At 75.3% G+C, this 11,369-nt stretch carries 11 protein-coding genes and 1 pseudogene; 3 read left to right on the top strand and 9 right to left on the bottom strand.

The annotated features are described in order from the left end of the window. Window positions 1-36: 36 nt before the first annotated feature. The 8 genes and pseudogenes from AB0L34_RS30230 to AB0L34_RS30195 all read right to left on the bottom strand — a co-directional run bounded on the left by AB0L34_RS30230 (window position 37) and on the right by AB0L34_RS30195 (window position 8,446). Window positions 37-1,425, bottom strand: a complete 1,389-nt coding sequence (locus AB0L34_RS30230) for a carboxyl transferase domain-containing protein (protein ID WP_363708661.1) — start codon at window positions 1,423-1,425, stop codon at window positions 37-39. A gap of 61 nt (window positions 1,426-1,486) precedes the next feature. Further along, window positions 1,487-2,713, bottom strand: a complete 1,227-nt coding sequence (gene fabF / locus AB0L34_RS30225) for a beta-ketoacyl-ACP synthase II (protein WP_363708659.1) — start codon at window positions 2,711-2,713, stop codon at window positions 1,487-1,489. Window positions 2,714-2,715: 2 nt separating this feature from the next. Beyond that, entirely contained in the window at window positions 2,716-2,955 is a 240-nt protein-coding gene (locus tag AB0L34_RS30220) for an acyl carrier protein (protein WP_007072348.1), read from the bottom strand. 84 nt (window positions 2,956-3,039) lie between these two features. Further along, window positions 3,040-3,984 carry a beta-ketoacyl-ACP synthase III gene (locus AB0L34_RS30215; protein WP_357450886.1) on the bottom strand — a complete coding sequence of 315 codons (945 nt, stop codon included), beginning with the start codon at window positions 3,982-3,984 and terminating at the stop codon, window positions 3,040-3,042. Beyond that, on the bottom strand, window positions 3,981-5,150 hold the full coding sequence (locus AB0L34_RS30210; protein ID WP_363708656.1) for an acyltransferase domain-containing protein: 1,170 nt from the start codon (window positions 5,148-5,150) through the stop codon (window positions 3,981-3,983). Before AB0L34_RS30210 ends, AB0L34_RS30215 begins: the two co-directional genes overlap by 4 nt. A 78-nt stretch (window positions 5,151-5,228) precedes the next feature. Then, window positions 5,229-6,500: pseudogene (locus AB0L34_RS30205) on the bottom strand (helix-turn-helix domain-containing protein); the annotation flags it as partial. A gap of 70 nt (window positions 6,501-6,570) precedes the next feature. Next, entirely contained in the window at window positions 6,571-7,239 is a 669-nt protein-coding gene (locus tag AB0L34_RS30200) for a response regulator transcription factor (protein ID WP_350707734.1), read from the bottom strand. Between the two features lie 16 nt (window positions 7,240-7,255). Next, complete coding sequence (locus AB0L34_RS30195) at window positions 7,256-8,446, bottom strand: histidine kinase (RefSeq protein ID WP_363708654.1); 1,191 nt, start codon at window positions 8,444-8,446, stop codon at window positions 7,256-7,258. Between the two features lie 236 nt (window positions 8,447-8,682). Between AB0L34_RS30195 and AB0L34_RS30190 the strand changes: the two genes are divergently transcribed. Continuing rightward, window positions 8,683-9,222: a hypothetical protein gene (locus AB0L34_RS30190; RefSeq protein WP_350707738.1), complete on the top strand. Its 540-nt coding sequence runs from the start codon at window positions 8,683-8,685 to the stop codon at window positions 9,220-9,222. A 95-nt stretch (window positions 9,223-9,317) separates the two neighbouring features. Beyond that, the gene (locus AB0L34_RS30185; RefSeq protein ID WP_350707739.1) at window positions 9,318-9,659 is read left to right on the top strand and encodes a hypothetical protein; all 342 of its coding nucleotides are present in this window, start codon (window positions 9,318-9,320) and stop codon (window positions 9,657-9,659) included. 80 nt (window positions 9,660-9,739) lie between these two features. On the opposite strand, the gene AB0L34_RS30180 is transcribed toward AB0L34_RS30185, so the two are convergent. Beyond that, entirely contained in the window at window positions 9,740-10,390 is a 651-nt protein-coding gene (locus AB0L34_RS30180; protein WP_363708652.1) for a hypothetical protein, read from the bottom strand. Between the two features lie 226 nt (window positions 10,391-10,616). On the opposite strand from AB0L34_RS30180, the gene AB0L34_RS30175 reads away from it, so the two are divergent. Then, window positions 10,617-11,255: a copper resistance protein CopC gene (locus tag AB0L34_RS30175; RefSeq protein ID WP_363708650.1), complete on the top strand. Its 639-nt coding sequence runs from the start codon at window positions 10,617-10,619 to the stop codon at window positions 11,253-11,255. The last annotated feature ends 114 nt before the right edge of the window (window positions 11,256-11,369 follow it).

The following is an 11,369-nucleotide window of genomic DNA, read 5'->3' as shown; positions in this document are numbered from 1 at the left end:
CTCGGGTGAGCGCGGGCCCCTCGACGGTACGTGCGGCTACAGCGGGATGTTGCCGTGCGCGCCCCGGGCCGCCGGGGCGGCGGCGAGGGCCTCGGCGATGCGGCGACGGGTCTCGGCGGGGGTGATGACGTCGTCGACCACGCCGATCTCCAGGGCCCGGTTTACGCCGCCCGCGACCCGGGTCTGTTCCTCGATCAGCTGCGCGCGCAGCGTCTCGCGTTCCTCGGCGGGGGCGGCGGCGAGCTTCTTGCGGTGCAGGATGTTGACCGCGGCGCTGGCCCCCATGACGGCGACCTCGGCGTGGGGCCAGGCGAACACGGCGGTCGCCCCGAGGGAGCGGGAGTTCATCGCGATGTACGCCCCGCCGTAGGCCTTGCGGGTCACCAGGGTCACCCGCGGCACGACGGCCTCGGCGAAGGCGTGCAGCAGCTTCGCGCCGCGGCGCACCACGCCGTCCCACTCCTGGCCGAGGCCGGGCAGGTAGCCGGGCACGTCGACCAGCACGATCAGCGGCACGCCGAGGGAGTCGCACATCCGCACGAACCGGGCCGCCTTCTCGGCGCTGGAGGCGTCGAGGCAGCCGCCCAGGCGCAGCGGGTTGTTGGCGATCACCCCGACGGTGCGGCCGGCGAACCGGCCCAGGGTGGTCACCACGTTCGGCGCCCACTTGGCGTGCAGCTCCACCCCGGGAGCGTCCAGCAGCGCCTTGACCACCGGCTTGACGTCGTAGGCCCGGTTCGTCTCCACCGGCATCTTCGCCGCCAGGTCGTGCCCCTGGTCGCCCTCCGTCGCCACGTCGTCGGGCGACAGCCGACCCTGGCGTCCCAGCAGCGCGGCGAGCTTGCGCGCCTCGGCCAGCGCCGACTCGTCGTCCTTGCACGTCACGTGGACCACCCCGGAGCGGCGGCCGTGCGGCTCCGGCCCGCCCAGCCGCTCCATGTCGACCTGCTCACCGGTGACGCTGCGTACCACCTCCGGACCGGTCACGAAGATCCGTCCGGCCCCGCTCATGACCACGATGTCGGTCAGCGCCGGCCCGTACGCCGCACCGCCGGCCGCGGGACCCAGCACCACCGAGATCTGCGGCACCCGCCCCGACGCGCGCACCATCGCGGCGAACACCTGACCCACCGCGTCCAGCGCCACCACGCCCTCGGCCAGCCGGGCGCCACCGGAGTGCCACAACCCCAGCACCGGCACCCGCTCCCGCACCGCGGTGTCGATGGCGTCCACGACGTGCCGGCACCCCTCGGTGCCCATCGCGCCGCCCATCCGCGTGGCGTCGGTCGCGTACGCGATCGCCGGCGTGCCGTCGATCTCGCCCCGCGCCCACAGGACGCCGGAGGTGTCCCGGGGGGCCATCAACCGCAACGAACCGGCATCGAACAGCGCCCGCAGCCGCAACTCCGGATCCCGGTGGTCCACGACGGGTGAAGTGTCCGCACCAACGGCGGTGGTGGTCACGTGAGCCTCCAAGGCTGTGGTCTCAGGCCCGCGTGAAGACGAGAGCCACGTTGTGCCCGCCGAAGCCGAACGAGTTGTTCAGCGCGGCGGGGATGTCCATGTGGCGCGCCTTGTTCGCGGCCACCTCCAGGGTGAGGCCGTCGTCCGGGTCGTCGAGGTTGATCGTCGGGGGTACGACGCTGTCGCGGATCGCCAGGATGGTGGCGATTGACTCCAGCGCCCCCGCCGCACCCAGCAGGTGACCGGACATGGACTTGGTGGAGGACAGCACCGGGTGGTCGCCGAGCGCCTCGTGCAGCGCCTTGATCTCCGCCACGTCACCGACCGGGGTCGACGTGGCGTGCGCGTTGACGTGCGTGATGTCGGACCTGGCGACGTCCGCGTCGGCGATCGCCTTGGCGATGGCCCGGATCGCGCCCTCCCCCTCCGGGTGCGGCTGCACGATGTCGTAGCCGTCGGAGGTGATGCCGGCCCCGACCAGGCGCGCGTACACCCGGGCCCCCCGGGCGGCGGCGTGGTCCGCGCGCTCCAGCACCAGGATGCCCGCGCCCTCGCCGAGCACGAAGCCGTCGCGGCCCTTGTCCCACGGCCGGGAGGCCCGCTCCGGCTCGTCGTTGCGCGTCGACATGGCCCGCATCGAGCTGAAGCCGGCGATCGGCAGCTGGTGGATGACCGCCTCGGTGCCGCCGGCCACCACCACGTCGGCGCGGCCGGCGCGGATCATGTCCAGGCCGAGCGCGATCGCCTCCGCGCCGGTCGCGCAGGCGCTGGCCACCGAGTGCACCCCCGCCTTCGCGCCCAGCTCCAGCCCCACCCAGGCGGCGGGGCCGTTCGGCATCAGCATCGGGATGGTGTGCGGGGAGACCCGCCGCGGCCCGGACGCCTCCAGGACGTCGTCCTGGGCGAGCAGGGTCAGCGCGCCGCCGATGCCCGAGCCGACGCTGACGCCCAGCCGCTCCCGGTCCAGCCCGGAGTCGGCCAGGCCGGCGTCCGCCCAGGCCTGCTGCGCCGCGATGATCGCGATCGCCTCGGAACGGTCCAGCCGGCGCAGCTTGACCCGGTCGAGCAGGCCGGCCGGATCCACCGCGAGCTGGGCGGCGATCCGGACCGGCAGCTGCTCGGCCCACTCCTGGGTGAGGGCACTCACCCCGGAGCGGCCGGCGAGCATGGCGTCCCAGGTCGACGCGACGTCCCCGCCCAGCGGAGTGGTCGCGCCGAGCCCGGTGACGACGACGTCGGTGTGCGCCATGATCAGGACTGCGCCTCGATGTAGCTGACGGCGTCCCCGACGGTCTTCAGGTTCTGCACCTCGTTGTCCGGGATCTTGACGCCGAACTTCTCCTCGGCCGCCACCACGACCTCCACCATGGAGAGCGAGTCGACGTCCAGGTCGTCGGTGAAGGACTTCCCCTCGGCCACGTCGTCCGGGTTCACCCCGGCAACCTCTTCGAGGATCTCGGCGAGGCCGGCGGTGATCTCGTCACGGGTCATTGCGGTTTGGTTCCTCTCATCGGTTTCACTCGACGGCCGACGACGCCGGCCGTCACTCCCCGGCGCTGGCGCGCCGGAGGGGCTTCAGGGGCAGCGGACGACCTGACCGGCGTAGGTCAGGCCGCCGCCGAAGCCGAAGAGCAGCACCGGGGCGCCCGAGGGCACCTCCCGCCGCTCGACCAGCTTGGACAGGGCCAGCGGCACGCTCGCCGCCGAGGTGTTGCCGGACTCGACGATGTCCTTGGCGATGATCGCGTTCGGGATGCCGAGCCGCTTCACGATGCCGTCGATGATCCGGGCGTTGGCCTGGTGCGGCACGAAGGCGGCCAGCTCCGACGGGTCCACCCCGGCGCGCTCGCACGCCTGCCGGGCCAGCGGCGCCAGCTCGGTGGTGGCCCAGCGGAAGACCGACTGCCCCTCCTGCTGGATGTACGGGCGCCAGCCCTCGATGCGTACCGCGTCGCTCTTCTCCGGGGCCGAGCCCCAGACCACCGGGCCGATGCCGGCGGGCTCGTCCTCGGCGGTGGCCGTCACCACCGCGGCGCCCGCGCCGTCCGCGAAGATGATGCAGGTGGAGCGGTCCGTCCAGTCGACGATGTCGGAGAGCTTCTCCGCGCCGATCACCAGGGCGTTGCGCGAGGCGCCGGCCCGGACGGCGTGGTCCACCGTGCCCAGCGCGTAGGCGAAACCGGAGCAGGCCGTGTTGATGTCGTACGCCCCGGGCGCGGTGATGCCGAGCTTGGCGGCGACCCGGCAGGCGACGTTCGGGCTGCGGTCGACGGCGCTGCAGGTGGCCACGACGACCAGGTCGATGTCGGCGGCGGTGAGGCCGGCGTTGGCCAGCGCCTTGCCGGCGGCGGCGGCGGCCATGTCGGTGACCGACTCGCCGTCGGCGATCCGCCGGGTGACGATGCCGACCCGGTCGCGGATCCACTCGTCGCTGGTCTCCACCAGCTGCGCGATCTCGTCGTTGGTGACCACCCGGGAGGGCTGGTAGTGCCCCATGGCGAGGATCCGGCTGCCGGTCATGCGTGACCTCCGATGCGAACGAGCGGCTGGCCCGGCGCGACCGGGTCGTCGTGGTGGGCGAGCCACTCGGTGAGCACCCCGCTGCCGTGGGCGGCCACCTCGACCGGGCCCTGCCGGGTGGCGATGTGGCCGACGACCTGCCCGGCGTCGAGCGTGTCGCCCTCGGCGAGGCCCTCCGCCGGCTCGAAGGTGCCGGCCGACGGGGCCACCACCACGCGGAACTGCATGGTCGGCTCGTGGCTCGGCGCCATCCCGTGCCGGGCGATCAGGTCCCGCGCGGCGGGCAGGTCGTCCGGGGTGTTCAGGGTGACGATCTCCGGGAGGCCGCTGTCCTTGAGCTCCCGCTTGACCAGGCCGGCGAGGGTGCCCGCCGGGGGCAGCTCGATCACGCCGGTCACCCCGAGGTCGGCCAGCGTGCGCATGCAGAGGTCCCAGCGCACCGGCGCGGTGACCTGCCGGACCAGGCGCTGCACCATGTCGCGCCCGTGGTTGACGGCGGCGCCGTCGATGTTGGACAGCAGGATCCGGGTCGGGTCGGCGGGGGTGATCCCGGCGGCGACGGCGGCGAGCGCCGCCTCGGCGGGGGCCATGTACGGGGTGTGGAAGGCGCCGGCGACCTTGAGGCGGATCACCCGGGCCTTGGTCGGCGGCTCGGCGGCGAGCTTCTCCAGGCCCGCGACCGCGCCGGCGGCGACGAACTGGCCGGCGCCGTTGCGGTTGGCCGGGTGCAGCCCGTGCGCGGCGATCGTGGCGAGCACCTCGTCGGGGTCCCCGCCCAGGACGGCGGCCATCCCGGTCGGCTCCAGCGCGCAGGCGGCGGCCATCTCGCGGCCGCGTACGCCGGCGAGGGTGATCGCCGTCTCCGCGGGCAGCACGCCGGCGAGCGTCGCCGCGCCCAGCTCGCCCACGCTGTGGCCGGCGGTGACGGTGACGTCGTACATCGGCAGGTGTTCGGCGGCGAGCAGCGCCGCCGCGACCAGCAGCGGCTGGGTGCGGGCGGTGTCCTTGATCTCGTCGGCGTCGGCCGCGGTGCCCAGGTGCACCAGGTCGACCCCGGCCATCGCCGACCACCACCGCAGACGGGCCTCGGCGCCGGGCAGGTCGAGCCAGGGGGTCAGGAAGCCGGGTTTCTGGGAACCCTGGCCGGGAGAGAGTACGGCGAGCACGTCTATGACTCTCCCGGATACGCGCGGGTAACGCTGTGCCGCCCTCGACCAAACCGCACTAGAACCTTTGGAGGGTTCCTACAAAGATCGGCGGTGATCATCACCCGACTGTGATGTTTTCCTGACGGCTGGGGTCATTGTCTGGGTTGGGACCACCGGGACCACCGGGTCGAGCCGGCCGACGGTGAGCGCCACCTGGAGGGCGAACGCGTCCCGCGCGGCGAGCGGCGAGAAGCCGGTCACGTCGGCGATCCGCCGCAGCCGGTAGCGCACCGTGTTCGGGTGCACGAAGAGGGCGCGGGCGGCGCTCTCCAGCGTGCCGCCGGCCGCGAAGAACGCGTCGAGGGTCTCCAGCAACTCGCCGCCCGCCCGCACGAGCGCGGCGTAGACGTCGTGCCGCAGCCGCCGGCGCGCCTCCCCGTCACCGGCCAGCGCGCGCTCCGGCAGCAGGTCGCCCGCCGGCACCGGCCGGGGCGCGGTCGGCCAGGCGGGGGCGGCCCGGAAGCCGGCCAGCGCGGCGCGGGCCGACTCGGTCGCCTCGTCCAGGCTCGGCACGGCCGGGCCGACCACCACCGGCCCGTCGCCGAACGCGCCGAGCAGCTTGACGGTGGCGGCGACGGGATCGGCGGCGCCCCCGAGCACGATGACCAGCCGGTCGCCGTGCACCCCGCCGATCACCTCCGCGCCGATGCGTCGGGCCTGCCGGTGCACGGTGTGCAGCACGGCGGAGACCTCGCCGCCGGGGGAGCGGCCGACCGCCACCGCCACCGGCGGGGCGTCCGCCCAGCCGAGCGCCGCCGCGCGGCTGGCCAGCACGTCCGGCGAGTCGCCCCGCAGCAGGGCGTCCACCAGCAACGCCTGCAACCGGGCGTCCCAGGAGCCGCGGGACTCGGCGGCCCGGGCGTACGCGCGGGCGGCGGCGAAGGCGATCTCCCGGGAGAACCGCAGCACCGCCTCCCGCAACTGCTGCTCCTCGCCCGGCGCGGCCAGGTGCGAGACCTGCTCCTCGACGACGTCGATCATCACCTTGATCAGCGCCACCGTCTGCTGGAGGCTGATCGAGCGGGCCAGCGCCTGCGGCGCGGTGGCGAAGACCTCGTCGGAGACCTCCTGGGTGCTGTCCGCCGTGCCGCCGCCGTCGCGCAGCCACTGCACCAGCGACCGGGCGCCGGCCTGGGCCACCAGCATCACCCAGGAACGGTGGTCGGCGGGCAGGTCGCGGAACCAGGGCAGGGCCTCGTCCATCCGGGCCACGCTGGCGGTGGCCAGCGCCCCCGCCGCCCGCTCGATCCGGCGCAGCGTGGCCGACAGTTCCGTACCGCCCGGCTCGCTCACCGCTCCAGCCTGACACGTCCCGACCTGGACCTTCACGCCGGGCGGCCCGCGCTCGGCGGTGGCCCCGGGCGGGCGGCGGGTCGGGTCAGGCGGGCGGGGGAGCGGGCAGCCCCAGCTCCTGGGCCAGGATGGCGGCCTGCACCCGGCTGCGCAGGTCCAGCTTGGCGAGGATCCGGCTGACATGGGTCTTGGTGGTGCTCTCCGCCATCGCCAGCCGGTCGGCGATCTGCTGGTTGGACAGCCCGAGCCCGAGGCAGGCCAGCACGTCCCGCTCCCGGGGGGTCAGCGTGTCCACCGCCGCCCGGGTCGCCCCGGAGGCGGCCGGGGCGGTCGCCGCGAACGCGGTGATCAGCCGGCGGGTCACCGCCGGGGCGATGAAGCCCTCGCCCCGGGCGACCGTCCGCACCGCCGCCACCAGCCCTTCGGCGTCGATGTCCTTGAGCACGAAGCCCGCCGCGCCGGCCCGCAGCGCGCCGAAGACGTACTCGTCGAGGTCGAAGGTGGTGAGCACGAGCACGTCGGCGAGCCGGTCGGCGACGATCTCCCGGGTGGCCGAGATGCCGTCCAGCCGGGGCATCCGCACGTCCATGACCGCCACGTCGGGCCGCAGCTCGCGGCACAGCCGGACGGCCTCCGCGCCGTCGTCGGCCTCGCCCACCACGGCGACGCCGGGCGCGCCGGCCAGGATCAGCGCCAGCCCGGCCCGCACCGCCGGCTGGTCGTCGGCGAGCAGCACCCGGATCACCTCGGCCATGACACGCCCCGTCCCCTCACGCCGCCTCGCCCGTCGGCAGCTCCACCCGTACCCGCCAGCGGCCCTGCGCCGGGCCGGCGGCGAACCGCCCGTTGAGCAGCACCGCCCGCTCCCGCATCCCGATCAGGCCGGCGCCCGCGCCGCTCGGCGCGCCACCACCGGCACCCACCGGGTTGTCCACGCCCACCACCACCCCCGCCGGCTCGTACGCGACCAGCAGGTGGGCCTCGCCGGCGCCGTGCTTGAGCGCGTTGGTCAGCGACTCCTGCACGATCCGGTACGCGGCCAGGTCCACCCCGACCGGCAGCGGGCGGGGCTCGCCGCGCCGGGTCACCCGCACCCCCAGCCCGGCGGCGCGGGCCCGGTCGACCAGCCCGTCGACCTCGCTCAGCCGCGCCCGGGTCGTCTCGTCCGTCGCGTCGACGGCCGACCCGCTCCCTGCCGGCTCCCGGAGCAGGCCGATCATCTGCCGCATCTCCGCCAGGCCCTGCACGCTGTTCTCCCGGATCACCCGCAGCGCCGACTGGACCTGCGACCGGTCGAGCCCCGGCACGGAGAGCGCGGCCGTGGCGTGGATCGCCACGGCGCTCAGGTGGTTGGCGATCACGTCGTGCAGCTCCCGGGCCATCCGGGCCCGTTCCGCGCCGACCGCCTGCCGCCGGTCCAGCTCCACCAACCGCGCGGTCTGCTCGGCCCGGGCCCGCTCGGCCGCCGCCTGGTCCCGGTACTGCCGCACGCTGATCCCGGTGAGCACCGGCAGCACCCCGGCCAGCACCAACGGCATCCCGACGCCCACACCCCGCCAGTCACCGATCAGCAGCACCCCCGCCGCCGTGCCGAGCACGCTCAGCCCGACCATGACCCGCAGCAGCCAGCGCCAGGTCAGCGCGGAACCGAACACGCACGCGTCGTAGAGGACCTGGGTGTAGACGAGGACGGTGGCCAGCGAGCCGCCCATCGCGAGGTCGACCACCACCGCCACCGTGCCGAGGGTCAGGCTGGTGCGGGTGGCGACCCGGCGCAGGCCCACCGCCACGCAGGCCGCCGCCAGCGGCAGCAGGAACAGCGGCTCCGGCAGGCCCGGCTGGCGGGACAGCTGCGGCTGCGTGCCCAGGGCGTACATGACCGCGCCGCCGGCCAGGGACGCGGCGGCGAGCATCAGGTCCCGGCCGGCGGTGCCGGGCCCGAGCCAGGTCGGCGCTCGCATGGCCCCGATCCCACCACACCGACCGCCGCCCGGGCTCCGACCGCCGGAGGACCCCGCCCCGCCCCACCCCCACCAAGAGATGTACGCCACCACGCCCGCCCCGCTCCCGCCGGTCCCGCGTCCGTCGGCGGTGGGGTGGGTCCGTCGAAGGAGGGAGGCAGATCTCGTCTTCGGCGGTGAGGGTCGCGCGTCCGGGGCGGGGCAGGGTGGTGGGGCACGAACGGGGAGGGGCAGAAATGCTGCTGGGAGTCATCGTCGCCTGCGAGATCGGGTTCTGGGTGGTGCTCGCCGCCGGGCTGGTCGCGCGGTATCCGCTGCGCCGGCCGCGGCTGGGCGCCGCGCTGTTGGTCTGCGTACCGCTGGTGGACCTGGTGCTGCTCGCGGCGAGCGCGCTGGATCTGCGGCGCGGCGCCACCGCGGACGTCACCCACGGCCTGGCCGCCGCGTACCTCGGCTTCTCGGTGGCTTTCGGGCACTCGATGGTCCGCTGGGCCGACCAGCGTTTCGCGTACCGCTTCGCCGGCGGCCCGCCGCCGGTCAAGCCGCCGCGGCACGGGTGGGCGCGGACCCGGCACGAGTGGCGGGAGTGGGGCAAGGGCCTGCTCGGGTGGGCGATCGCCTGCGCGCTGCTCGGGGCGGCGATCGTCTGGGTCGACGACGCCGAGCGGACCCGGGAGCTGACGAACTGGATCGGCAGGCTCTCCCTCGCCATCGTCATCTGGCTGGTCGCCTTCCCGGTCTGGGAGACGATCTTCCCGCGCCGGGCGCGGCGCTGACCCGGGTCCGGCTGCACGGCCCGTCGGTGCCGGCCAGTACGGTGACAGGGCACGTCGGGCGACCCCGGCGGGCGTGGCGAGCGTGAGGAGACCGGATGGCGCACGGGGAGGCCGAGCACGGCTGCGCCCAGGGTGAGCCCTGCCGGACGGGCCACCACGACCAGCAGGCGGCCGCCAAGCATCACCGCCGGCTGCCCGGCGGGTTCCCGGCCCATGCGCCGGAGCCCCCTGGCCGTGCGGCGGAGCGCGCCGACGAGGACGCCCCGGTGCCCCGGCAGCGTGCCGCCGAGGCGGCCCTGCCCGGCGAGGTCGAGCCGGCGGCGGCGCAGGGCTGCCGCAGCGACCTGCCCGGTTGGGCCGGCGCGCACCGGCACGGCCCGGTCCGCCCCCGGCACCGTGTCGTCCGCCGGGAGCGACCGCCGCGCCGCTGGTGCTGACCCCACGGGCGGCCTACGACGGGCCGGTCGGGCGACGGCGGGCCCGGCGGCGATGCGTGTGACGGCGGCGGGGGCGGCCGTCAGCGGGTGCGGCGGCGGACCAGCAGCGCGATCCCGGCGAGACCGGACGTGATGACCAGCACCACCGCCACGTTGAGCAGCAGCAGTCGCTGAAGTTCACCGAGGGCCTCGCCGATGTCCTTCGCCGGGTTGAGCGCGTCCTCCGGGATGACCCGCTCGCCGCCGCCGACGCCGCCGCTCACCGTGTCGTACTGCCGCTCCAGCGGCACACCGGCGGTGCGGAGCGTCTCCGACATGCTGAGCCGGCCGAGGAACCACCCCGCGGTGGTCTTGCGGGAGTCGGGCTGCTTGGCGGGCCGGTAGACCCGCGGCCCGCCGACCGCCTTCGGGTAGAGGTCGTACGTCTGCTTCGGAACGTCGCCGGCGAACACCACGACCGTGTACTTCGGACCGAGGTCGGTCGCCTTCGGGCCACGGGCCTGCCCGGTGCGGCCGAGGAAGTTGACCTGGTCGACGACCGCCATGACGTGTGCCGGGTGGGCGTCGGCGTGCAGCCGCAGCGGCTCGGCCAGGCCCTCGCCGGTGATCTCCACGGCGGCGGGCGGAGGCTTCGGCGCCGCCTTCGCCGCCCCGGCGAGGCCGAGCGACAGGACCGTCGCCGCGAGTCCGCCCGCCAGCACCGCGACCAGTCGCCGCATCGTCCGGACCATCGCCGCCTCCTCGCCCCGTTCGATGGATGGCTTGCTGCAGGTCACGCGTTGCCTGGCCGACGGAGTGACCGAACCCGCACACATCGGGTGCCCACTCTCAAGACTCCGCAGAACGTCGATCGGTTGCAGCTCGTGGAACAGTAATTGGAACTATCTGCGATCTGGGCCCGACTAATGAGCGGCAGCCGTTGATCAGCGGGCGGATCGTACCTTTACGGAGGGGTTCATGGGGGGCAGGGTCCCACGGGCGGCACGTACCTGGCCAGTGGTGGTCGGCGTGGCGCTCGGTGTGTCGCTGGCGCTGCCGGCCGCGCCGGCCGCCGCGCACAACTCGCTGACCGGCAGCGATCCGCGCAACGGCGCCCGGGTGGCCGAGGCGCCGACCCGGATCGAACTCCGGTTCCTGGCGAAGCCCGACCCGGGCACGACGAAGATCACAGTCACCGGGCCGGACAACGTGGTCGCGTCGGGCGGCCCGCCGACCTTCTCCGGCTCCCGGGTCAGCATCCCGTTCACGCCCGGCAGGGCGGGGCTGTACGTCGTCGGCTACCGGTTGGCGTCCAGCGACGGGCACCCGGTCTCCGGCGAGGTGCGGTTCACCCTCACCACCGGCACCCCCGCCGAACCGTCCCCGTCGACCGGTCCGGCCACGCCGGCCTCGGCCGTACCGTCGCCGACCGGCGCCGCGGCGCCGACCTCGGCCGCGCCCGTCCCGACGGGCGGCGCGACCGTGGCCGCGGTGCCGACGGCCGGGCGCAGCGAGAGCGCGGCGGGGCGGGGCTGGCTGTGGGCGCTCGGCGGCGCCGTGGCGCTGGCCGCCCTCGCGGCGGGCCTGCTGCTCCGCCGCCGCTCCGCCCGCCGCTGACCGTCACCACCGGCCCGACGGTCCAGCGCCCGGGCCGGGGGGACCCGCCCCGGCGGGGGCGGTTCGGGTGTGGAGTTCAGTACATGCGGGCCCGGGGGGGCCGCCGCCGGGGCA

Origin of the sequence: Micromonospora sp. NPDC052213, assembly GCF_040679695.1 — a bacterium.
In the GTDB taxonomy this organism is placed as follows: Bacteria; Actinomycetota; Actinomycetes; order Mycobacteriales; family Micromonosporaceae; genus Micromonospora.
This window is presented reverse-complemented; position numbering and strand designations above follow the sequence as displayed.

Excerpts from the sequence above, each read along its gene's own strand:
- fabF (WP_363708659.1), bottom strand. The coding sequence starts at position 2,713 with ATGGCGCACACCGACGTCGTCGTCACCGGGCTCGGCGCGACCACTCCG.
- AB0L34_RS30220 (WP_007072348.1), bottom strand. The coding sequence starts at position 2,955 with ATGACCCGTGACGAGATCACCGCCGGCCTCGCCGAGATCCTCGAAGAG.
- AB0L34_RS30215 (WP_357450886.1), bottom strand. The coding sequence starts at position 3,984 with ATGACCGGCAGCCGGATCCTCGCCATGGGGCACTACCAGCCCTCCCGG.
- AB0L34_RS30200 (WP_350707734.1), bottom strand. The coding sequence starts at position 7,239 with ATGGCCGAGGTGATCCGGGTGCTGCTCGCCGACGACCAGCCGGCGGTG.
- AB0L34_RS30195 (WP_363708654.1), bottom strand. The coding sequence starts at position 8,446 with ATGCGAGCGCCGACCTGGCTCGGGCCCGGCACCGCCGGCCGGGACCTG.
- AB0L34_RS30190 (WP_350707738.1), top strand. The coding sequence starts at position 8,683 with ATGCTGCTGGGAGTCATCGTCGCCTGCGAGATCGGGTTCTGGGTGGTG.
- AB0L34_RS30185 (WP_350707739.1), top strand. The coding sequence starts at position 9,318 with ATGGCGCACGGGGAGGCCGAGCACGGCTGCGCCCAGGGTGAGCCCTGC.
- AB0L34_RS30180 (WP_363708652.1), bottom strand. The coding sequence starts at position 10,390 with ATGGTCCGGACGATGCGGCGACTGGTCGCGGTGCTGGCGGGCGGACTC.
- AB0L34_RS30175 (WP_363708650.1), top strand. The coding sequence starts at position 10,617 with ATGGGGGGCAGGGTCCCACGGGCGGCACGTACCTGGCCAGTGGTGGTC.